Origin of the sequence: Pseudoalteromonas sp. AOP31-A2-14, from assembly GCF_052378035.1 — a bacterium.
GTDB lineage: Bacteria > Pseudomonadota > Gammaproteobacteria > Enterobacterales > Alteromonadaceae > Pseudoalteromonas.
In genome coordinates, this window is the sequence record NZ_JBQSXI010000001.1 from 3,285,296 (window position 1) to 3,308,441 (window position 23,146).

General features: G+C 41.4%; 22 protein-coding genes. 8 read left to right on the forward strand and 14 right to left on the reverse strand.

Translation table 11 applies throughout. The features are described 5' to 3' along the window. Window positions 1-13: 13 nt before the first annotated feature. Both ACT3S9_RS15225 and ACT3S9_RS15230 read right to left on the reverse strand, forming a co-directional pair. A complete protein-coding gene (locus ACT3S9_RS15225; RefSeq protein WP_444751040.1) occupies window positions 14-1,246 on the reverse strand; it encodes an NnrS family protein in 1,233 nt (410 codons plus the stop codon). Further along, the gene (locus ACT3S9_RS15230; RefSeq protein ID WP_444751041.1) at window positions 1,246-1,515 is read right to left on the reverse strand and encodes a hypothetical protein; all 270 of its coding nucleotides are present in this window, start codon (window positions 1,513-1,515) and stop codon (window positions 1,246-1,248) included. The genes ACT3S9_RS15225 and ACT3S9_RS15230 overlap by 1 nt, the downstream gene beginning before the upstream one ends. 162 nt (window positions 1,516-1,677) lie before the next feature. Between ACT3S9_RS15230 and norR the strand changes: the two genes are divergently transcribed. Next, window positions 1,678-3,264, forward strand: a complete 1,587-nt coding sequence (norR, locus tag ACT3S9_RS15235; protein WP_444751042.1) for a nitric oxide reductase transcriptional regulator NorR — start codon at window positions 1,678-1,680, stop codon at window positions 3,262-3,264. On the opposite strand, the gene ACT3S9_RS15240 is transcribed toward norR, so the two are convergent. Together ACT3S9_RS15240 and ACT3S9_RS15245 are read right to left on the reverse strand one after the other, a co-directional pair. Further along, window positions 3,261-3,491, reverse strand: coding sequence for a hypothetical protein (locus tag ACT3S9_RS15240; RefSeq protein WP_444751043.1), 231 nt, complete (start codon window positions 3,489-3,491; stop codon window positions 3,261-3,263). The genes norR and ACT3S9_RS15240 overlap by 4 nt on opposite strands. A gap of 2 nt (window positions 3,492-3,493) precedes the next feature. After that, window positions 3,494-4,381 carry a LysR family transcriptional regulator gene (locus tag ACT3S9_RS15245; RefSeq protein ID WP_444751044.1) on the reverse strand — a complete coding sequence of 296 codons (888 nt, stop codon included), beginning with the start codon at window positions 4,379-4,381 and terminating at the stop codon, window positions 3,494-3,496. Between the two features lie 125 nt (window positions 4,382-4,506). Between ACT3S9_RS15245 and ACT3S9_RS15250 the strand changes: the two genes are divergently transcribed. Beyond that, complete coding sequence (locus ACT3S9_RS15250; RefSeq protein WP_444751045.1) at window positions 4,507-5,076, forward strand: NADPH-dependent FMN reductase; 570 nt, start codon at window positions 4,507-4,509, stop codon at window positions 5,074-5,076. Window positions 5,077-5,106: 30 nt separating this feature from the next. Here ACT3S9_RS15250 and ACT3S9_RS15255 read toward each other — a convergent pair whose 3' ends face one another. Next, window positions 5,107-5,553: a TerB family tellurite resistance protein gene (locus ACT3S9_RS15255; RefSeq protein WP_441993678.1), complete on the reverse strand. Its 447-nt coding sequence runs from the start codon at window positions 5,551-5,553 to the stop codon at window positions 5,107-5,109. A gap of 103 nt (window positions 5,554-5,656) precedes the next feature. Here ACT3S9_RS15255 and ACT3S9_RS15260 point away from each other — a divergent pair, with 103 nt between their 5' ends. Continuing rightward, window positions 5,657-6,016, forward strand: coding sequence for a hypothetical protein (locus ACT3S9_RS15260; RefSeq protein ID WP_444751111.1), 360 nt, complete (start codon window positions 5,657-5,659; stop codon window positions 6,014-6,016). On the opposite strand, the gene ACT3S9_RS15265 is transcribed toward ACT3S9_RS15260, so the two are convergent. The 7 genes from ACT3S9_RS15265 to fabR form a co-directional block, all read right to left on the reverse strand. Continuing rightward, complete coding sequence (locus tag ACT3S9_RS15265; protein ID WP_444751046.1) at window positions 6,013-6,606, reverse strand: hypothetical protein; 594 nt, start codon at window positions 6,604-6,606, stop codon at window positions 6,013-6,015. The genes ACT3S9_RS15260 and ACT3S9_RS15265 overlap by 4 nt on opposite strands. Before the next feature lie 551 nt (window positions 6,607-7,157). Further along, window positions 7,158-7,763 (reverse strand): 3-isopropylmalate dehydratase small subunit, encoded by a 606-nt coding sequence (gene leuD, locus ACT3S9_RS15270; RefSeq protein WP_444751047.1) that lies wholly within the window; start codon window positions 7,761-7,763, stop codon window positions 7,158-7,160. Then, window positions 7,763-9,163: a 3-isopropylmalate dehydratase large subunit gene (gene leuC / locus ACT3S9_RS15275; RefSeq protein WP_444751048.1), complete on the reverse strand. Its 1,401-nt coding sequence runs from the start codon at window positions 9,161-9,163 to the stop codon at window positions 7,763-7,765. The genes leuD and leuC overlap by 1 nt, the downstream gene beginning before the upstream one ends. A 78-nt stretch (window positions 9,164-9,241) precedes the next feature. Then, window positions 9,242-10,318 carry a 3-isopropylmalate dehydrogenase gene (gene leuB, locus ACT3S9_RS15280; RefSeq protein WP_444751049.1) on the reverse strand — a complete coding sequence of 359 codons (1,077 nt, stop codon included), beginning with the start codon at window positions 10,316-10,318 and terminating at the stop codon, window positions 9,242-9,244. Beyond that, window positions 10,315-11,862, reverse strand: coding sequence for a 2-isopropylmalate synthase (leuA, locus tag ACT3S9_RS15285; RefSeq protein ID WP_444751050.1), 1,548 nt, complete (start codon window positions 11,860-11,862; stop codon window positions 10,315-10,317). Before leuA ends, leuB begins: the two co-directional genes overlap by 4 nt. A gap of 139 nt (window positions 11,863-12,001) precedes the next feature. Further along, complete coding sequence (gene ltrA / locus ACT3S9_RS15290) at window positions 12,002-13,276, reverse strand: group II intron reverse transcriptase/maturase (protein ID WP_086960535.1); 1,275 nt, start codon at window positions 13,274-13,276, stop codon at window positions 12,002-12,004. 1,070 nt (window positions 13,277-14,346) lie between these two features. Then, entirely contained in the window at window positions 14,347-14,970 is a 624-nt protein-coding gene (gene fabR, locus ACT3S9_RS15295; protein WP_441834950.1) for an HTH-type transcriptional repressor FabR, read from the reverse strand. A gap of 127 nt (window positions 14,971-15,097) precedes the next feature. On the opposite strand from fabR, the gene ACT3S9_RS15300 reads away from it, so the two are divergent. Together ACT3S9_RS15300 and sthA are read left to right on the forward strand one after the other, a co-directional pair. Beyond that, complete coding sequence (locus ACT3S9_RS15300) at window positions 15,098-16,231, forward strand: acyl-CoA desaturase (RefSeq protein ID WP_444751051.1); 1,134 nt, start codon at window positions 15,098-15,100, stop codon at window positions 16,229-16,231. 13 nt (window positions 16,232-16,244) lie between these two features. After that, window positions 16,245-17,675, forward strand: coding sequence for a Si-specific NAD(P)(+) transhydrogenase (gene sthA / locus ACT3S9_RS15305; protein ID WP_444751052.1), 1,431 nt, complete (start codon window positions 16,245-16,247; stop codon window positions 17,673-17,675). 106 nt (window positions 17,676-17,781) lie between these two features. Here sthA and hemE read toward each other — a convergent pair whose 3' ends face one another. Then, on the reverse strand, window positions 17,782-18,846 hold the full coding sequence (gene hemE, locus ACT3S9_RS15310) for a uroporphyrinogen decarboxylase (protein ID WP_444751053.1): 1,065 nt from the start codon (window positions 18,844-18,846) through the stop codon (window positions 17,782-17,784). A 498-nt stretch (window positions 18,847-19,344) separates the two neighbouring features. Between hemE and rsd the strand changes: the two genes are divergently transcribed. Beyond that, a complete protein-coding gene (gene rsd, locus ACT3S9_RS15315; RefSeq protein ID WP_441834954.1) occupies window positions 19,345-19,818 on the forward strand; it encodes a sigma D regulator in 474 nt (157 codons plus the stop codon). A gap of 179 nt (window positions 19,819-19,997) precedes the next feature. Beyond that, window positions 19,998-21,047 carry a S66 peptidase family protein gene (locus tag ACT3S9_RS15320; protein WP_444751054.1) on the forward strand — a complete coding sequence of 350 codons (1,050 nt, stop codon included), beginning with the start codon at window positions 19,998-20,000 and terminating at the stop codon, window positions 21,045-21,047. A gap of 59 nt (window positions 21,048-21,106) precedes the next feature. Here ACT3S9_RS15320 and fkpA read toward each other — a convergent pair whose 3' ends face one another. Continuing rightward, window positions 21,107-21,862, reverse strand: a complete 756-nt coding sequence (gene fkpA / locus ACT3S9_RS15325; RefSeq protein WP_441993076.1) for an FKBP-type peptidyl-prolyl cis-trans isomerase — start codon at window positions 21,860-21,862, stop codon at window positions 21,107-21,109. A gap of 213 nt (window positions 21,863-22,075) precedes the next feature. On the opposite strand from fkpA, the gene ACT3S9_RS15330 reads away from it, so the two are divergent. Then, window positions 22,076-23,068, forward strand: coding sequence for a WD40 repeat domain-containing protein (locus ACT3S9_RS15330; RefSeq protein WP_444751055.1), 993 nt, complete (start codon window positions 22,076-22,078; stop codon window positions 23,066-23,068). Window positions 23,069-23,146: the final 78 nt, after the last annotated feature.

A 23,146-nucleotide genomic window follows, 5' to 3' on the forward strand; every position in this document is an offset into this window, starting at 1 on the left:
ACAAAAACAATTACTACCCACGACGACCATCTACACGACGACAGACCAGAATAGGTAAGCAATGAATTAAAAATAATATAAACGCCGCAATCCACAGTGCAGCACTTAGCTGCCACGCAATGTACGGCCCAATAATAAAAGGTAATAACGAACGAGTAATAGCAGCCACCAGCACTAACGCAAAGGCAACAGCCATAAAATAGGGAATAGTTAACGCACGACCCGTATGACCATGAGAGACCCGCGTCATCATGGCTAAAATCATCATGCCAATAGTGCCGATAGTGATCATATGCAGCGCATCTTTAAATAAAATGACTGGGCTATAAAAGCTTACCGCAACCAGGATTAGCCCCACACCAAGTGCTAGGTACGAAAAGTGTAATGACCAAAGCAACGGGACTTTAAGCATTTTATTATTCCACCACATTAATGAACGACTTAAGTGCAACACCCCTGCAACACCGAGCGCCCAACCGGGATTAATGTTAGGTATAAATAACTGGCTGATAAAATACAGTGCTGTAGCAAATATTGAGCTATATAGCAGTACCTTATCTAAACGCGCTGTACGCACTTGCTGCTCAAGCTCTAAACCACGCGCAGTAAAAAACGGCAGCACTCGCCCTGCAACAACACCTACAAGTAACGTCATTATTAATACAGCGGTATCAACAACAGCTAAAGCGAGCGTCATATTAGCGCTCACAACTAACCACAAATAAATAATGTTTAAAGCACATAAAGCACTTAAAATAGGTAAGAACTGATAGTTATTTTTATTGTTGGATTTAAATAACATATTCGCTAATGCAGCAATTGCCCCTAACCACCAAAGCAACTGCAACAACATTACGCCGTACAAATTAAAGTTTTCGATGCCCGCATCTGTTATAAAAAACGCGCCTCGTGCAGCTAACCAAATAAATGTTAAGAGCATTAATTTACTGCCGCTAATACTAGCAACACCCGTCCAAGTTTGCGCTGCAGTTAGCAAAAAGCCAACGGCAACAGCACCAGCAAAACCAAACATCATTTCATGGGCATGCCAAAGCGTTGCTGGCATAGTTAAACCCCAACTAGCATGGCCGGTTAAAATCAGTAACCAATAACTAATAGATAAAACCGCTAATAAGCCTGCGCCTAAAAAATAAGGCCGAAACGCTAACATCCATAATGGCCATTGAGTTACTTGATAAGCTCGCACCTTTTCAGGCATCGGTTCGCATAAATTCATAGGCCGCATTAGCGTACTTCCTTGCCTAAACCATTAAGCGAAACACATCGTAAAACATAGCTAATTTTAAGGACAGTGGCAGCAATAATAGTAGAAATATGTGCCACAATTTGTAGTTGCATACTAAGCAGATCGGCAAATGGGTAGCTCAATAAAATTGTCATTATCATCAATAACGTACTTATTACTAATGCGCGATTAGCATACGTTAAAAGCGTAGTGTAAAAATCACTTGATGGCGGTATTTCATTATAATTATTAGCAGTAGAAACTAACATAAGACGCTCTTTTATTGATTTGTATGTAACTAGCTATTGCACAGAGCGCGCCAATATTTAAAGCCTTTTATTATCATTAGCTTGGTGATTTCACATTTGACAATAAAGTCATTATGACTCACCATAAAACAAATCAATAAAACCCCTTTGAGTCATATTGACATGATTGATGCAGCAAGTTTACTAAATACCGCAGTCACCCTTGCAAAAGTAAGTGGCCTAGACACTGGTTTTGAATCATTAATTGCCTGTATAAACCAAACGGTGCCAAGCGACGCGATTGCTTTACTCTCTTTGCAAGGCGATATTTTAAAACCGCTTGCTATTCATGGCTTAACACCAGATACGTTAGGTCGGCGTTTTATTATTGACGAGCATCCACGCTTACAAGCTATTTGTAGCGCCAAACAACCATTAAAGTTTGCCCATGACTGCCCGCTACCAGACCCTTACGACGGGCTATTAAGCGCTAAACGTGGCGACATTCCTGTGCACGCCTGCCTAGGGATGCCGTTACTCGATAATCAGCAAAAATTGCTTGGTGTGATCACCCTCGACAGCCTTAATGCCCATGCATTTGATAGTTTAAACCTTGAGCAATTAGCATTACTGGGCACGCTATGTGCAGCCCATTTAAATACCGCGTTACAGCTTCAGCAATATCAACATCATGCTCAGCACAGTAGTGCATTAGTACAAGAGCTAAACCGCGAAGCATTAACCCGTAACGGCATCGAAATCATCGGTCAAAGCCCAGCTATGCAAACCCTTAAAAATGATATAAAACTAGTTGCGGCCTCAGAATTTAGCGTTCTAATACAAGGTGATACTGGCGTAGGTAAAGAATTAGTAGCACGTAATATACATTTGCATTCTAAGCGTAGCGAACAACCACTCATTCATTTAAACTGCGCATCATTACCTGAAAACCTCGCCGAAAGTGAATTTTTTGGCCATGCCAAAGGCGCATTTACGGGTGCGGAGCATGCTCGTCAAGGTAAGTTTCAGCTGGCCGATAGGGGGACTTTATTTTTAGACGAAATAGGCGAATTGCCACTGGCAATGCAAAGTAAATTGCTGCGGGTTTTACAAAGTGGTGAAATTCAAACAGTCGGTGAAGACGAAGTAAAATATGTTGATGTACGCGTTATTGCTGCCACTAATCGACATTTAAAAGATGAGGTAACAGCAGGTCGTTTTAGAGCTGATTTATATCATCGCTTAAGTGTTTACCCGTTAAACGTTGCGCCACTTAAGCAACGTGAAAACGACGTAGTGTTACTTGCTGGCTATTTTGTTGAAAAGACAGCACGTAAGCTTGCTATTAAGCAATTGAAGCTGAGTGTCGATGCGCAGTTATTACTCACTCAATACGAATGGCCCGGCAACGTCCGCGAGCTTGAGCATGTGATTAGCCGAGCGGCATTAAAAGCAAAACAAAGCCAGTGGCAGCAACCAATCATTACTATTGAACCCATTCATTGCGAGCTGAATATCAGTGCGTCATCAAACTCTTTGCCAGCCAGCACGATACCTGCGACTAATGTACCAACTCCCATAACCGCAATTAATAGTGAAAACTTATCGCTAAAACAAGCTACTGACACTTTTACGCATCACTTAATTAGCCAGCAACTTGAACAACATAGCTTTAATTGGGCTAGTACCGCACGCACCCTAAAAGTAGATCGAGCCAACTTAGTACGCTTAGCAAAACGTTTAGGTATTGAGGTTAAAAAATCATTTTAAAGTAGGGTTAAATCCGTTAAACGAGGCTTAGTGCATGCCAAAGCAGAGTGCTTTTTAGCGATGCATTGAGCCGCTGGCGGAAAGTACACAATCACCTCACAATGCAAGCCATATTCTGCAACATAGCGCACAAAAAGCGAGTGTTCTCCTAAAGCACTTTGTTTGATTTGTGTGAGCTCAGCGTCAGCAAACATCGCATCGCCTAAATTTTTAGTATACCAAGTCACTTTTATAACTCTTTAAAATGAGCTTTTAGAAGCTGGCTAAATGCTTGCACTTTGGCAGTACGATGAACTAAGTGATGTGTCACCAGCCATAAATCCGTAGGCCAATTTAATTCATTAGGTAATATTGGCACTAAATCGCTATATTGCGCAGCTACATCATGTTGCACACCGCCAATACCTAAGCCTTTCACAATCGCGCGAGTGGCTTCTGAGGTTTCAGACACCCGCAGTTTTACTTGCGAAGCAAGAATGTGCTCGTCAACCCAAGCAAAGTAAGGCACTTTGCCATTGTAACCCGCCACACCTGATACAAAATTATGTAACGCGAGCTGTTTAATACTTTTTGGCACGCCGTGTTTATTAATATAACGCTTAGATGCATAAAGGCCAGATGATAAGTGCGCCAAATGCTGAGCAATATAATCACCTTCATCTGGCTTAGGTCCTGCTCGTACCGCAATATGTGCTTGGCCGTGATCAAGGCGTAAACGCTTTTGATCCAGTATCACCTCAAGCTGCACCTGTGGATGTAAGCTTTGAAATTGCTCACACACATCGCTAAGTACATCAATAAAGCCGCTTACCGTAGTGAGCAATAAACTGCCGCGTAAAGTGCTATCGGCGGCAATTATATCGTTATGTAAACGCTCTAATTCACTATTTATGCCTTCTGCGGTGGTAAACAGTTTGGCGCCTATTTCGGTGACCTTATAGCCACGAGCGTGGCGATGAAACAAGCGAGCATTTAAGCTTTTCTCTAAGTTATTAATCCGCCTAAGCACCGTACTATGGTGCACATTTAACTTTTCTGCTGCCGCGGTAAGCGTGCCTAAGCGAGCCACTTCAAAGGCCACTTTAACGTCTTGCCAATCATCAAATTGAATTGCCATATTATCTACTAACCCACACTGTGCATTTATGCACATAAGTTTTGCGTTTATTTGGCTTTTCTGCAAGTAAATATTTGCTAAAGTAGTTAACAGATAAATAAACCCAATTTAATGAAGGCGGTATCATGACTGCACCAAAAATTATTGCACTCGCTGGCAGCTTACGCAAAGACAGCTTTAATCAAAAATTAATCAACGAAGCCGCACGTTTTGCTCTGGAAAGCGGTGCAGAAGTCGAAGTAATTAAGCTCGCAGATTTAGACTTACCGATGTTTGACGAGGATATTGAATCCCAAGGCACACCGCCCGGCGCGCAGCTTTTAAAAGATAAATTACGCGCAGCGGACGGCATATTACTCTCAAGCCCTGAGTATAATGGCTCAATTACTGCGGTATTAAAAAATGCTATAGATTGGGCATCGCGCACTGAGCAAGGAGCTTTACCTGCTTTTCGTAACAAAGTAACCGCTTTATATGCTTCATCCCCTGGTGGGCTAGGTGGCTTACGCGGTTTAAACCACGTACGTGATATTTTATCTGGTATTGGCAGCTTAGTACTTGCTGACCAATTAGCAGTGCCTGCGATTCATACATTAATTGATGATAATGGCCGAATTAATGACCCACTAATGGTTGATAACGTTGCTGGGCTTGCCCAACAACTAGTCAGTGTAGCGAGTAAATTAAATCAATAAGCGGGTTTTATTGATTCTGTATTCAAAGTATTAAGAAAGCTTTGTTACGGCTAATTTAGCGGCGATAAAGTCTTCATGTGTAACATATAGAAGACTCGCAACACGGCGAATAACATGCTCTTCTTGCGCATCTAGCTCGCCATCTGCGTATGCCAAACGCCATAATAACTCAACAATTTCAATGCGCTGCTCGGCACTACACTGATCTTTAATTTGTTTTGAAAATTGAAAGTAATCAATCGCCTCATCAAGATCCTGATTTGCCTGCTCGGTAAGCTCTGCAACAGCTTCGTCATCTAAATCAAAATATTTTTTTAAAGTAAAAGTCAGTGTTTGTTGTTCACCCTCTTGCAACTCATTATCAGCACGCATTACTTCAATTAATAAAGCGGCAACGGCAGTTTTTAAATCGTGCTCTTTTAATGACGGTTGCTGCTCGTCAAAACTCGAAAAAAGCTGTTTAATTTGTTTGAACATCACATTTTCCCTTTTTGGGTGTTAGACTTATACGAACTGCGATCACTGTAGTAAAATATTCAGCCCAAAACAACAAAGGAGTTAGTGTTTTATGAGTAGATTAATGAATAACAGCACTCTTTTATTGTCTAGCTTCTTATTACTCGCTGGCTGTATCAGCGCACAAGCAGCAAAAGGTGAGACCGAAAAGCTGTATGATTTTGATGAAGAAGTACATTATTATCAAACCAAGATAGACGACAATAACTATCACCTTAAAATTCAATCTGACGACTATAAACACTTTAGAAATCAGAGTGTTTTTTTACTACGTCACGCTGCCAGATTATGCCGCGGTAATACATTTATGCTAAAAGTGACTGAAGGCGTACAAGAGTATGATCGCTTTCCAACTAAACCTCGTGCCTATCAGCCACCTTTAAATGTAATGTTACAATGCGAAACTAAGCCCAAAAAGGCTTAGCCTTCATAGCCCCAAGGCGTTGCTGGCAAGCTAATTGGTTTAGTTAAATCAAAATCAACACGAAATTCACGACCTTGGCGAATTAAACGGTAGGTGAATTTTTCAGGGTAGATATACATTTGCCATGTATTGCCCATCGACTGTGGGATGCCTTGACTAACAAATAGCTCTTTTGAGTATTGATCTGCAGGAAATGACTGCACATTAGCAGATCCCGCATCGAGCGTATGACCACCATACATAGTTGACACATCGTCAGTACCATCTTTATGGCGATGATCGTGCTTTAAGCTCAAACCACTGCCCGTTTTAGTAATAATCCACGTACGTGACGCATCGTCACCTACATGAAAAGGCACTTGTAACTCACTTTCGTTACAACGGCGTACATGCATAACCAATTTTTTATTAGCAAATGAGCTTGGTCCTTCAGCGTTATCAACAGCTACAACTCCTTCATACGCTTTACCGCAATGGGCGGCAATATTGTCAAAAAAACCATCATGGCTTGGAATTGATACCAATGGCGCTGGGCGTGCAAACGCCGCTGTCGATACCAGTAATAAAGTTGCAGCAGTTAATAATTTCATAGTACGTTCCTAAAATGTAATTAATAAAAGATAGACTAGCGGTTTCCTATTGATAAAGGAAGTTTATAGGATGAATAGTTGTTTATATACCCAAAAAAGGAAAAATGAGCACGCTCAACAACCTCAGCTGCCTATACACACAACCCACAAAAAAATACTGAGCGCGCTCACAACCAAAGATTAAAGTAATGATTTAAAACACTTTTACCCTTACAATAATTATAGTAAATTTTTATAACCATTAAACAGGATTTAAAAATGCTGAACTACTTGCCCTTATTAATACTTATAAGTTTGTTTATGATACAAGTTAAAATGTCTAATAATATATGCAAATACTTGGCAAAAAAGTACCCTGAGCAATGACAAGCAATTTAAAATGCGCGCTTGTATTGTGATTGGAGCTGTGGGGTTGGTTATGGCCTATTACTAGGCTCTTATTAGACTTTGATTAGGTATAAAAAAGCGCATTTCTTGGCTTTGTTAATAGGAACCAAGCCAAGAAGTTTGCGCATTAAGCCGAGATTTACATCGCGCTTTTAAGTAACTATTTACTGCCAAGGTCGCTCAGCAGCAAGTTTCGCTTCAAACGTATCTATTTGCGGGTTGAGTGTTTCGGTTACGCCAATAAAATCTAAACCACTTAATAAGCGCTCTTTTACATCTTTACGAATATCAAAGTTGATTGGTGCAAATTTATTGCTGGTAAGCTTTTGATTCTCAAGATCAACATCAATATGAATATGAATATCATCATGCTGCTCGCTAAGTACAAACAGTTGTTCAAGCGTATCTGCAGGTAAAGCAATCGCAAGCATTTGGTTATTGCCGCAGTTATTAAAGAAAATATCCGCAAAGCTTTCTGCTAAAATCACTTCAAAGCCATATTGCTTAAGCGCCCATGGTGCGTGCTCACGTGATGAACCACAGCCAAAGTTATCGCGAGTTAGCAATATTTGCGCGCCTTGGTAGCAAGGACGGTTTAAAATAAAATCAGGGTTTGGCTCGTCGTTTTCTAAATAACGCCAATCATAAAACAATGCCGCATCAAAACCATCACGACTGGTTGAAGTTAAAAACTGCTTAGGAATAATTTGGTCAGTATCAACGTTATTTTTATCAAGCGGGGCCATTAAACCACTAAAATAGATGCTCATTAGGCTTCTCCTCTTATATCAACAAAGCGACCATGTATCGCCGCCGCTGCGGCCATTGCAGGGCTAACTAAATGCGTACGCCCGCCACGCCCTTGACGACCTTCAAAGTTACGGTTAGAAGTTGATGCACAACGCTTGCCTGCACCTAAACGATCATCGTTCATCGCTAAGCACATCGAACAACCCGGTTCGCGCCACTCAAAACCTGCAGCTTTAAAAATATCAGCTAAGCCTTCATCTTCGGCTTGCTTTTTCACAAGGCCAGAGCCCGGTACGATTAATGCTTCAACACCTGTAGCCACTTGCTTGCCTTCTACAATTTGTGCAGCGGCGCGTAAATCTTCAATCCGGCTGTTGGTGCATGAGCCAATAAATACGGTATCTACGGTTGCAGTTGATAATTTATCGCCGGCTTTTAAGTCCATGTACTTCAGAGCGCTGCGAATCGCTTCAGCTTTTATTAAATCAGCTTCTTGATCGGGATCAGGAATACATTCATCAACACCAATAACTTGCTCTGGGTTGGTGCCCCAGGTAATTTGCGGCTGAATACTACTGGCTTCTAGCTCAACTTCTAAATCAAACTGTGCATCATCGTCAGTTTTAAGTGTTTGCCAATAAGCAACTGCAGCGTCAAAGTCTGTACCTTGTGGTGCAAATGGCCGACCTTTAAGGTAATCAAACGTTATTTGATCAGGTGCGATTAAGCCCGCTTTAGCACCCATTTCAATGCTCATATTACACAGGGTCATGCGCGCTTCCATCGACAACGCCTCAATGCCTTCACCACAAAACTCAGCAACATAGCCTGTACCTCCAGCGGTACCTAACTTGCCAACCACAGCCATGATCAAATCTTTTGCCGTAACGGTTGGGCGTAAACGACCATTGATTTGAATTTTTAGTGATTTAGCTTTTTTCTGCTGTAATGTTTGCGTAGCTAATACGTGCTCAACTTCTGATGTACCAATACCATGCGCAAGTGCGCCAAAAGCACCGTGCGTTGATGTATGGCTGTCACCACACACTATTGTTGCACCTGGTAAAGTAACTCCCTGCTCAGGTCCCATAACATGGACTATACCTTGGTTAACTGAGTTTAAGTCATAAAGTACAATATCAAACTCTTTACAATTCGCATCAAGCGCCATTAATTGATTTTTTGAAACCTCACTGGCTGCATCAAGTGATCGGCTTTTAGTCGATACATTATGGTCCATAGTTGCAATGGTTTTTTCAGGACAGCGCACTTTACGATTTTTTTCACGAAGGCCAGCAAAGGCTTGCGGCGATGTCACTTCGTGAACTAAATGGCGATCAATATAAAGTAAGTCGGTTTGTTCATTAATGCTAGCAACAACATGTGCTTGCCAGATTTTATCATATAACGTTTGGGCCACTTGCTAATTTCCTAATTCGGTTTGGCTCGTAACATGACGGTTGCCACGAGCAGGATTAATTTAAATTCGAGCCACTTTCTATACTCGAGCCACAATTGCAGCCGCAACATCTTGCGTGGTATACCCTGCATTTGAGAAAATATCTGGAGTGCCTACACCGGCTTCGACTACTTCGGCAACCGCCTTTTCAATACTTCGCGCGGCTTCATCTTCACCCAAAGAGTAACGTAGCATCAGCGCCGCACTTAATATTTGTGCTATTGGGTTAGCAACACCTTTACCCGCAATATCTGGTGCTGAGCCACCAGCAGGTTCGTACATACCAAAGCCAGACTGGTTCAAACTTGCAGACGGTAGCAAGCCCATAGAGCCTGTAATCATGGCGCATTCGTCTGACAAAATATCGCCAAATAAGTTATCACAAAGTAGTACATCAAATTGGCTTGGCTGCTTTACTAGCTGCATTGCCGCGTTATCTACGTAGATATAATCCAAGCTTACTTCTGGGTAGTCTTGGCTTACTTCAGTAACTACTTCACGCCATAATACGCTTGAGGCTAATACGTTGGCTTTATCAACTGAAGTCACATGGTTATTACGTAGCTTGGCTGCTTCAAAAGCAAAACGCGCAATGCGTTCAATTTCTTTACGAGAATACGTTTGCGTGTCAAATGCAGCTTCATCAGCGCCTTCACCAATACGGCCTTTATCGCCGAAATAAATACCACCCGTTAGTTCTCGCACACATAAAATATCAAAACCTTGTGCGCTAATATCAGCGCGTAGTGGCGATGATGTACTCAGTGCAGGTAATAGTTGGGCTGGGCGTAAATTACAAAACAAACCAAAATGCTTACGTAGTGGTAAAAGTGACGCTCGCTCTGGCTGTTCATCAGTAGGAAAGTGCTCCCATTTTGGACCTCCCACTGAGCCAAATAAAATCGCATCAGCATTTTCACACGCTGCTAATGTGGTATCTGGCAGCGCTTTTCCAAATTCATCAATGGCTGCACCACCAATTGCATGAGAATGACGAGTCATAGTAAAGCCAAATTTATTACTAACCGCGTCCAGCACCTGCTCTGCTGCTGCCATTACTTCAGGCCCGATACCGTCGCCTGCTAATACCGCAACGCTGTAATTTTTTTGACTCATCCTGCTTTCCTTTGTTGTTTTAAATCAGACACTTTTTGTGCACGATAAATTAAATTATAAACGCGGATCATAGCGCGTACTGATGCTTCAACTACATCTGCTGCAATGCCCACACCGTGATAAGGCCGACCATCGTATTTAGCAATTATATTTACTTGCCCTAGTGAACTTGCGCCTTCGCCAGTAGCTTCTAAGTTGTATTCAATCATTTCAACTGCCATACCAGTTAATCGCTCAATGGCTAAAAATGATGCTTCAACAGGGCCATTACCAGTAGCTGCCTCTTGTTTTGATTCATTATTAATGGTCATGCCAATAGTCGAGCTGGCAACTGATTGCGAGTTCGATGTGGAGTTAACAAACTCTAATTGATACTGCTCGTCTTTATCACTGATTTGGTTAAAATAGATCATCGCTTCAAGGTCGTAATCATATACGGTCCCTTTTTGGTCCGCCAAAGCTAAAAAGCTCTCGTATAAGCTACCCATGTCGTAATCTGACTTTTGGTAACCTAGTTCTTCTAATCGGTGCTCAATAACATGACGACCTGAACGTGAGGTCATATTTAATTGATTGTTTGGCACACCCACACTTTCTGGCGACATAATTTCATAAGTATTTTGCGATTTTAATACGCCGTCTTGATGGATGCCTGAACTGTGAGCAAAAGCGTTTTCACCAACAATTGCTTTATTTGGTTGCACCGGCATATTACAAATTTTCGCGACTTGACGTGATGCGCGGTAAATTTCTTCCCCGCGAATATCAGAATGTACTTTTAAGTGATCTTTACGCATTTGCATTATCATTGACACTTCTTCAAGTGAACAATTACCCGCACGCTCACCAATGCCGTTAATAGTACACTCAATTTGACGTGCTCCGGCCTGCACCGCGGCAATTGAGTTAGCAACCGCTAAACCTAAATCGTTATGGCAATGCACACTTAAACGCGCTTTATCGATATTAGGCACGTTGTTCATTAAATGGTGGATCATTGCCGAGTACTCGTCTGGCGTTACATAACCTACGGTATCTGGCAAATTAATAGTTGAAGCCCCTGCACTTATGGCTTGCTCAACAATGCGGCATAAATCCCAATGCGGCGTACGCCCTGCATCTTCACAAGAAAACTCCACATCATCCGTATAGTTACGAGCAAGTTTGATTGATTTAACCGCCATAGACGTTGCATCGTCTAAACTCATACGTAATTTATGCTCTAAATGCAGCGGACTGGTAGCAATAAAAGTATGAATACGGCCTTGCTCTGCGGGACGAAGTGCCTCACCACAAGCTTCAATATCTTTAGCAACAGCACGAGCTAGGCCACAAATAACTGGCCCTTTCACCTCGGTCGCAATACGTTGTACTGAACGAAAATCAGCGGGACTTGAAACCGGAAAGCCCACCTCCATTACATCTACATTTAAACGGCTAATTGTGTGGGCTAACTGAACTTTATCGTCTTCAGTTAAACTTGCTTTAAGCGCCTGCTCACCATCTCGTAAGGTGGTATCAAAAATCCATACTTTATCTTTCATAGAATGCCTCATTCCCAATCTAACCAACGACCCAATTACGAGATAAATCGAGTAGGGTGAGGCTTATGCCTCATCCCTCTCACAGAACCGTACGTACGGACCTCGTATACGGCTCCTGTACCCTTCACATTTTATCAACTTATTTCCTAAACGCCGATAAAGCAAGCCATCCCGTATTCACTTTTTCTATTGGATATAAACCAAGCTCCTCAAACCATTGGTTTGGCATCGATACACAAGATAAAGGGCTTAGTGAGTTACGCCACGAGTTCATCTTAATGAACTTAAACGGTGGCTTTTTTCCTAACTGCTTTAGTCGTCGATGTAGCCTTGATGGCTTCTTCCACAACCTCAGCTGTATTGCCCTTAGTCTTCGTCTGATCCAACCTGCCAAGGCTTTTAGCTCTCGTTTACAATTGGCTATACTAAAATAATTTACAAAACCGCGCACAACTGGATTTAGCCGTTTTATTACTTCTGCTAAATTTATGCCGCCGTTACGTTTTGTTAATTGCTTCACTTTTTGTTTAAACCCGATGAGTTTTGATGCTTGTATCCGTGTCCACTGGCTACCTATCTCTACTCCCAAAAACTTCACTCCTTTGCTGCTATGAGCAATATGGGTTTTATTTTGGTTCACGGTTAATTTCAAGTCTCGCTCTAGTATCTGGGTGGATGCCTTAAGTGCTTCTTGCGCTGCTTTTTCTGTGCTGCACAAAATCAAGATATCATCTGCATACCTCACTATTCGGTGATTACGCTTTTTCATTTCTTGATCGAAAGCATCTAGGTAGATATTGGCCAATAACGGGCTAATTACGCCACCTTGTGGGCTTCCTATCGTACTAGCCTCCCAGTGTTCACCTATCATTACTCCGCTTTTTAAGAACTGATTAATCAGTTTTAAAATACTACCGTCCGTCACTTTGCGTCTAACACTCCTAATTATCAAAGCATGATCAAGCAGGTCAAAACACTTCGACAAATCCATGTCTACGACCCAGTCGCGATGGTATTTACGGATAAATACACTTGCTTTACTGATAGCGTCATGACAGCTTCGTTTCGGCCTATACCCATAACTCGATGGGTGAAAGTCGATGTCGAATATCGGTTGGAGTATGTTCAATAGTGTTTGTTGCACTATTCGGTCTCGAACTGCGGGGATACCTAGCATTCTGACACCGCCATCATCTTTGGGTATTTCCACCCGTTTGACAGGTTGTGCCCTATATTGCTTGGTTTGCAGCTCAAGTTGCAGTTGTTTTAAGTTTGCTTCTAAATTCAGGGCGAATGCGCCTACGGTCTGCCTATCTATTCCGGCCGCTCCTTTAGCTGCTTTCACTTTTTTGAATCCCTTGTACAGGTTATTAATGTCTAATAATTGTCCGTACAAGCTGTAGTAAACTGTCATTTTCTGCCTTTGCTTGCGGTATGTCTGCTCGTGTCACTCTACTTATCGCTGATTCTTCATGATGACATTAGGTGTGCTAGCCTTTTTTGGCAATCTGCCTAAGTGGTCAGTCATTACTCCATTGCTCGCCCTTCAATTCTCAGCGTCTACATTCCTGTTTGGCCGTCATATTTTGGCTATTTCCGTCGAAATACTTGTGAGCCGATAAACAAAAGTTCCCGTCTTTCATACGCTTAAAGAATACTTCCCCCCTTCGCAATCAATTAAAGCTTTTGGCTAAAGTTGACCCCATCAAACATAATGTTGATGGTCGGCTTGGTTTTCCCCTCCACACCATTACTGGCTTTCATCGGCCTAGCCTTACTCACTACTACGGGTTCATCTGCCACCTCACACCGACACTAAATCTTGGCTTTCACCTTGAATTTAGGCCACTTACTCTCATTAAGTTTAGATGCCAGGCTTCCCCAGTTACTGCACTGGCTCCCTGTTAGAAATCCCACCCTCAAGCACAGTATTGGTCTGACTAAGTATAGGGCGTTGCGCTATTTTGCACGCTGACCCACCAATACTGCCGAAACAGGTTACGGTTAGTTGTGTACCTCTAACTTCTTATGGCTTCCTTCAGACCCCACCGTTGGCCAGTGACGCCCTTGCCATTCAGATTATCTTCCCCTTAGTCAGGGTGATAAGGCATCTTTCAGCCTATCGGGTTTGCCAGCTTCGCTGGGCAAACAAAAAACCCCGCAATTGCGGGGTTTTAATGTATTACTTTATGCAAATACACTAAGCCCCGCTCACCAAGATAAGCAGTAAGAGGTTCAGTTTTAGTGTAATAAAATGTGTAATTTGCATCTGTCTTTACTAAATGTGTGTGTTCAGTGAAGCCTATTTTTAACACCCTAAAGACAGACATGCAAGCATAGTAATTCCAATTAGTGGGATTAAAACCCACAAACAAAGAAAAATAAAACCCACCAAAGCCAACAAAAAGAAATAAAAATCTAAAAAACTAACAATTCACGTTTAAATTTAAGAGTAGTAACCAGCCTAGTGTTTAGATTAACTTTTTAAATTTGTGGCGATTTATTATCACGCACATAGTTACTCGCACCGCGAGTAATGTAACGCAACTGCCAAACCACACGCTCAATTAGCTCTTCACGTTGTAAACCTTCTAAATCTAGCGCTTCAGCGCCGGCGTTAAATACTAAAGTCACCATGGCTTCTGCTTGAATATAAGCATGATTGGCATCGCATGGGGTTTCACTTTCTAGATAATGAGCAAGCTCTAAGATAAAGTGTTTTATTTCACGGGCAACTGCGGCTCGAAACGCTTTTGATGTACCCGAACGTTCGCGTAATAATAATCTAAATTGGTTGCTGGAATTATCAATAAACTCCATAAAAGTCAGTACCGAAGTCGTGATAACACTACCGCCACTGGCGATGCGTCTACGAGCTTGGCGCATCAATTGGCGCAGCGTTAAACCGGCTTCATCAACCATAGTTAAACCCAGTTCGTTCATATCTTTAAAATGACGATAAAATGAGGTCGGCGCGATACCGGCTTCACGGGCAACTTCTCGTAAACTTAAATTAGAAAAGCTGTGATCTGCACTTAACTGATTAAATGCCGCCTCAATTAGCGCCTGTCGTGTTTTTTGCTTCTGTTGCGCTCTAACACCCGACATGAATGACTCCTGAGTTATTTTAAATCAAACTATAGTGATTTTTATGCTAATTCGTCAGTCTAATACTTGACGGGGGGAGAATGAAATATTATTTTAGCTTACAAGTGTACGCTCAGATATAAAGAACATGAAAAAACCACCGATTATTTGGACCAATGTCCTATTTTTTAGTATTACTTTTTTAGCCGCGCTAATTTTAGTGCCTTGGTATGCGCTTAGCTATGGATTCACCAGTGGCCATTGGATTGCCTTTGTAGCGTGTATGTTTTTTGCAGGCCTTTCAATTACAGCAGGCTATCACCGCTTGTGGGCCCACAAAACCTATGAAGCACATCCTGCGATAGAGTTTATACTCGCGCTAGGAGGCGCATTTGCACTACAAAATAGTGCACTGCACTGGAGTAGCGATCATCGTATTCATCATGGCCAAGTTGATGACCCTATTAAAGATCCTTACGCGGCAACAAATGGATTTTGGTACAGCCATATAGGCTGGATGCTACGTGAATATCAAGGTGACAGCTACGGAGATTATAGTAATTGCCGCGACTTACAACGCAATAAAATTGTGATGTGGCAACACCGTCATTATTTAAAACTAGTATTAGCAATGAATGTGGGTATTCCATTAGCGCTTGGTTTTATGGTCGGTGATGTATTTGGCATGTTGCTATTAGCTGGTCTATTACGCTTGGTACTTAGCCAGCACTTTACCTTTTTTATTAACTCGATTGCGCACATTTGGGGCTCACGTCCTTACACTGAAAAAAATACCGCCCGTGATAATGGCTTTTTAGCGCTATTTACTTATGGCGAGGGCTATCATAACTTTCACCATATTTTTGCCAGCGACTACCGTAATGGCATTAGATGGTTTCATTATGATCCAACCAAATGGATGATTCGTTCATTAGCGGCAGTAGGTCTCGCAAAGAAACTAAAACGCACTCCGGTTGAGCGTATTGAAAAAGCTAAAGCCGAAACTTTAATGAACAAAACGCAAATTCGTCTCGCAAAATTGCCTTTAGCGCAAGATAAGCTTACATTGTTACAGCATGAGTATGATTTAATGCTGAAAAAGCTTCAGCATTTTTGTGCACTTAAAAAGCAGGTACTGGAAGTTAAAAAAAATGACATGCTTAAACAGTGCGAAAAATCAGCTTTAATGACACAATACCACGAGCTAGAAGCTGCTTGGGAAACCCAAAAGCAAGCTTGGCTGGCACTGAATGCGAGGTTATTAAAAGCCTCTTTTAGCTAATGTAGGAGCGGCTGTGGCCAAACAACAAATAAAGCAAAAAGATACCCAAGAATTTCAATACGATGCCATTATTATAGGCACGGGTCCTGGCGGTGAAGGTACCGCCATGAACCTTTCTAAAAGTAACAAAAAGGTAGCCGTAATTGAGCGCCAGCAAGCTGTTGGCGGTGGTTGTGTCCATTGGGGCACTATTCCATCAAAAGCGCTGCGCCATTCTGTTAGCCGTTATATTGAATATAAAGCCAATCCCTTATTTAATATTAGCGAGCGCCCTAACCGCTTAACATTTCCTGATATATTACGCCATGCAAGCTCTGTTATTTCTAAGCAGTCGAACCTGCGCAGTAGCTTTTATGATCGTAACCGTATTCATATGTTTCAAGGCGATGCGCAGTTTGTAGATAAACACACTATTACCGTTACTCACCTTGATGGCTCAATTGAAACACTCACTGCGCAAACGATTGTTATAGCAACAGGCTCGCGCCCATATCACCCACCAGAGGTTGACTTCGATCATTCTCGCATTTACGACAGTGATACCATTTTAGGTTTAAAGCATGACCCACATCGCGTACTCATTTATGGTGCGGGGGTAATTGGCTGTGAATATGCGTCTATCTTTAAAGGCCTTGGCGCAAAGGTTGATTTACTCAACACTCGTGACCGTTTACTAGCATTCATGGATGCTGAAGTTTCAGATGCACTTAGCTACCACTTTTGGAATAGCGGCATTGTTATTCGCCATAATGAAGAGTTTGACCGTATTGAAACCCGCGATGATTGCGTAGTAATGCATTTAAAATCAGGTAAACGCGTAAAAGCTGATTGCATTTTATTTGCCAATGGCCGAACCGGCAACACCGACACCCTGAATCTAGAAGCCGTTGGAATTAAAGCCGATAGCCGAGGCCAATTAAAAGTAAATGAAACTTACCAGACTGATGTTGATAATATTTATGCGGTAGGCGACGTTATTGGTTATCCAAGTCTTGCAAGTGCAGCATTTGATCAAGGCCGTATAGCTGCTGATGCGATAGCCAGTGGCAATAGTGACGAAAAGCTGATTATTGATATTCCAGCCGGTATTTATACCATTCCTGAAATGAGTTCAGTAGGCAAAACTGAGCAACAACTTACAGCGGCTAAAGTTCCATACGAAGTAGGTCGAGCACAATTTAAGCACCTTGCACGAGCGCAAATTGCCGGCACTGAAGTAGGCAGTTTAAAAATCCTTTTCCATGTAGAAACTAAAGAGGTATTAGGCGTACATTGCTTTGGTGAGCGCGCCTCTGAAATAGTTCACATTGGCCAAGCGATTATGGAGCAAAAAAATGGTGGTAACACCGTGGATTACTTCGTAAACACCACATTTAACTACCCAACCATGGCTGAAGCCTATCGTGTTGCCGCGCTAAATGGTTTGAATCGTTTGTTTAAGTAATTTAATAACTCTTTATTTGAACAGCAAAAAGCCCACTTCATATCACTAAGTGGGCTTTTTAATTTTTGTGCCAAACCATTGTCTATAATGCAGTTACTTACAATGCTTACTTATGATATTGCGCACTAAGCTCATGTACGGCATTAATGAATACACCAGCATTTTCTGGGTTTACATCTGGTGTAATACCGTGACCTAAGTTGAACACATGACCATTGCCCGTACCAAAGTCTTCTAAAATAGTGCCTACTTCTTGGCGAATACGCTCTGGCGTACCATGAAGCATGGATGGATCCATATTACCTTGCAATGCAACTTTGTCGCCTACACGACGTTTAGCGTCGCTAATATTGATAGTCCAATCAAGACCAATAGCATCGCAACCTGTTGCCGCAATTGCTTCAATCCATTGACCACCATTTTTAGTAAATAAAGTTACAGGTACTTTACGACCATCGTATTCGCGAATTAACCCGTCTACAATTTTATGCATATACTGTAATGAAAACTCGTTGTAATCACGTGGGCTAAGCACTCCGCCCCATGAGTCAAAGACCATCAATGACTGCGCACCAGCTTTAACCTGTGCGTTTAAGTAATCAATTACCGAATCTGCCAGCTTATCGAGTAATAAATGCAGTGTTTGCGGTTCTGCGAAAGCCATTTTTTTGATTTTACCAAAAACTTTACTGCTGCCGCCTTCAACCATATAAGTGGCAAGTGTCCACGGTGAACCCGAAAAACCAATTAATGGTACTTCGCCTTTAAGCTCGCGGCGAATAGTACTTACGGCGTTCATCACGTAACCAAGTTCATCGGTTGGATCTAGCTTTGGAATTTTTTTCACATCTGCCAATGACGAAATTGGGCGTTCGAATTTAGGACCTTCGCCTGTTTCAAAGTATAGACCTAAGCCCATTGCATCTGGAATGGTTAAAATATCGCTAAATAAAATTGCGGCGTCTAATGGATAACGGCGTAATGGCTGTAAAGTTACTTCACAAGCCAACTCAGCATTTCTACACAGGCTCATAAAATCGCCCGCTTGTGCACGTGTAGCACGATATTCTGGTAAATAACGCCCAGCTTGGCGCATCATCCATACCGGTGTTACATCAACAGGCTGTTTTTCTAGTGCACGTAAATAACGGTCATTTTTTAATTCGCTCATGCGTAAAAGATCCTAAAGCTAAATAAATTGCGTAGATTGTATCACCATATTACATAGCGCTCTATCGCTATAACTGTAAAAACGATATAGATAGATACAGATCAACAACTTTCCTAACCTGCTTAAAAAAGATGCAATAAAAAATAACAAATAAATATTTTTCATTAATAAATTTGCAACAAAACAAAAACCTTGGTATAACTTGTCCTGCGTTAAAAATAATAACAATAAAAGTTTTATAACAATAATAAATATAATCTTCCCATAACAATAAGAAAGCTTGTTTTAACAAGTCATGGAAAAGAAATTAAACCACCATTTATGGTGGTTTTTTCTTGCCTAAAATTAACAGCTTGCAAGTATCGACAAACAAAAAAAACTCTGTTATTAATCAATTACTTTATAAATAATCACCTATTCTTTATTAAATATAGGTTGATCTTTAGGCCATATTTCCCTCTTATAGAGAGGAAACCAACCCAGCTAAGGAGATTAATAATGCTGACGCGTTTGGAGAAAGCTCAAGAAAAATGGGGTGGTAGCCACTCAATTATTGATAATTGGCTAACAGAGCGCCAAGAATTACTGGTTTTATATTGCAGAATTGCCGGTTTTTCCCCGTACGAGAAAAAAGAGCACGTCTTGCCTGAACAGTTACAGATTCAAAGCTTTTGCCAAATTCTGATGGATTACTTATCTGCCGGCCATTTTGAAGTTTATGATGATATAGCCAATGCGTGTAAAAATCGTGGCCCAGAAAGCCAAGAGCTTGCTAATTCGCTTTATCCGCGAATTACAGACACCACAGATATTGCCTTAGACTTTAACGATAAATACGCTGAAGTTAGCAAAGACGATTTACTAAATGAGTTTGATAATGACCTTTCTAAACTTGGCGAAGCACTTGAGCTACGCTTTGAGTTAGAAGATGAGTTAATTGATAACTTATATTCAAACCATACCGAAAAGTAAATATTGGTTTTAATAATAAGGGAGCGCTCGCTTCCTTATTCGTTTTATATCATATTTAATAACATTACCTGCGCAAACAAAATAATCAAATATTCCTAACAATCCCAAAAATTTGTAATATTTATTTTAATGCTGTAATTATAGGCTAATAGTGCATTAAAACCATAAGAGCCTAGACTATGAATAAACGTACATTTTTAAAGTCAGTATCATTAATTAGTGCCGGATTGCTCGCTAGCAATGGCGCTCACGCTGTTGACTTATCAAGCTCGAAAACACTCACTTTAAAAAAACCGAGCCCATTACCAAAAAAAGGCACCATTGGTGTAGTAAGCACGTCAGCAGCAACTTCGAATCAAAAAGACATTGTTTTTGCCACACAAATTATTGAGGCTCTAGGTTATGAAGCCAAATTAGCTCCTAATATTATGGCTCGCCGTGGACACTTAGCGGGCACAGATGCCCAACGAGCAGGCGATCTAAATGCTTTATTTTCCGATAGTAGTGTTGATGCTATTTTTTGCTTAAGAGGAGGCTCAGGCGCTGCGCGTATTTTACCTTTACTTGATTACGAATTGATCCGCGCTAACGCTAAACCATTAATGGGCTACTCTGATATCACAGCGCTGCATAATGCGCTACTTGCTAAGGCAGGTATTGTAAGCTTCCATGGTCCTAACGCATCAAGTGACTGGAATCCGTACCATGTACAGCAATTTGAAAATATGTTTGAACAGCAAAAGCGCATGCACTTTAGTAACTTACCTAAAGGTGAAAATGAGCTAATTAATAGTCAATACTTAACGCAAACAATTACGCCAGGTGAAGTAACAGGCCGCCTTATTGGCGGAAACTTAACCGTACTAACCGCATTGGCAGGATCTGAATACTTACCTGATTTTGAGGGCGCTATTTTATTTTTAGAAGATATCGATGAAGCACCCTATCGTATAGATCGCATGCTTAGTACTTTAAAGCTAATGGGTGCGCTTGATAAAATTGCCGGTTTTGTATTTGGTGATTGCAACGATTGCAGCCCAGGCAATGGTTATGGCTCATTAACTCTTGACGAGATTCTTGCTGATTACATAAAGCCATTAGGTATTCCAGCCTATCGGGGAGCGATGATTGGCCATATTAAACGTCAATTTATATTACCCGTGGGCACACAAATAACCCTAAATGCCGATGCAGGTACATTAACCATGAAAGAGTCTGCATTTAGCTAATTCAAAATCGCACGCACAAAAAAGGGGCTAATTAGCCCCTTTTTTCTGTAGAGTAAAAGTTACTCTACAGCTTCTGCTTGCTCTTCGTCTTGAATTTCAAGTAGTTCTACTTCAAAAATAAGTGTTGAGTTAGCTGGAATTTTACCTAGGTCACGCTCGCCATAAGCAATCTCTGATGGGATTGTAAATTTATATTTAGAACCCACATTCATAAGCTGTAAACCTTCAGTCCAACCCGCAATTACGCGATTAAGCGGGAAAGTTGTTGGCTCGTCACGTTCATAAGAGCTATCAAACGTTGTACCGTCTAATAAAGTGCCTTTGTAATGTACTTTAACTACATCTGTCGCTACTGGCTTTTCGCCGTCGCCTTCAGTAATTACTTCGTATTGTAAGCCTGAATCAGTAACCGTAACGCCTTCTTTTGTAGCGTTCTCAGCTAGGTATTTTTCACCTTCAGCTTTACTTTTTTCTGACTCAATTTTAGCTTGTGCTTCTTGCTTTGCACGTATTGATGTATCAAGTGTAGTTAATATTTCGCGAATTTTTTCTTCGTCGATTTTTGAGTTGCCTGCAAGTGCATCTTCAAAACCACGAATAAGTAATGTTTGGTCAAGCTCAACACCTAACTCTTTTTTCTCTGCTAAGTCTTTATTTAAAAAGCTACCTACAGATGCACCAATACCATAAGCCTGTTGCTGTACTTCAGTCTCAAGTTTAACTTCAGCTTGCTGTTCTTTTTTTGCTTCTTGATTACAAGCTGTTAGCGCTAAAACTGAAGCTGCAATCAATGACAATTTAATCGTCTTTCTCATTTTTAAATCTCCGACATACTTTGCAGTTGTCATTTATTGTATTATTACTAGTTAATGATTGGCGGCCTACTATGGTAGGCTGCTTGTTTAATAACTAATTCTATTTTGTTCGCTACACTAATTAGCACAAGTGATTAGACAAACAACCTAGGCCTTCAACAGCACCTAGTCTAACCTCTCAATCACTAAGAGTTAAGGGGAAATACCTGTAATATGTCGATATTTCGTACTTTTTTGTATCTCCTGAGCTGTACCTTATTAGTATCCTGCACAGGCCCTAAAGAAGATGCAATAGCCAGCTATGAACATTCAGCAAAAGGCTCATTTGCCTCTGCGGTATCACATGATGGCAAATACAGCATCATTTCCTCTATACACCATGGGGTCGCTCTGTGGGATAATCAACAGCAGGTGTTAAAGTACCAATGGTTTCAACAACCAAATGAAGAAAGCTTGGTACATACCGTGGCTTTTTCGTTTGATGATAGCCACGCCGTCACCGCTGAAAAAACCACTTTTGCAATATGGGATGTCACCACAGGTAAAAATACCGGCTATTACAAAATAAAAACCGCCACGATTCGCGATATCGCCATAAGTAATCAAGGCCAAAGTGTTTTGTACGGGCGTAGCGATAATGTAGTGGTGTATCTAAATTTAACAACCGGCAGACGCATTGAGTTTCTGGGTCATCAAGAAAAAATTAACGTGGTTGATTTATCACCTAACGGAAACTTTGCCTTGAGTGGTTCTAACGATTACGCAGCCTACTTTTGGGATACCCGCACCGGTCAAGTTACTCACCGCTTTAATCATCCAAGTAGGGTGACGCAAGTAGCACTTGATCCGCAAGGTCGCTATGCCTTTACCGCCGATAGTATGGCACAAGCACATGTATGGCAGCTGACTACAGGTGACCTTGTTGGTAAACTGGAGTATATTGCTCGCCAGAAAATTTTTACTGCGGTACGCTTTAATCAAGCAGGTAATTTACTGGTAACAGGTTCACCAAATCGATTAGTCGATTTATGGCAGTTACCCAGTGGTAAAAAAATTCAAAGCTGGCTGGTTGCCCCCCGCGAAGGGAGTCGGCCTAAATCGGCAGTGGTGCTTGATGTGGCTTTTACGGACAACGAAACCCAGCTACTAACCGAAAGCTCCAGTGGTATTGCAGAGCGCTTTAAACTAACTGCGGTAGATAAGTAATCACTCTGTTATTTACTTAACTCACGAGTTTACAAATCTCGCGTTGCGATTAAATCGCCCCTAGATTGAACAAATTTT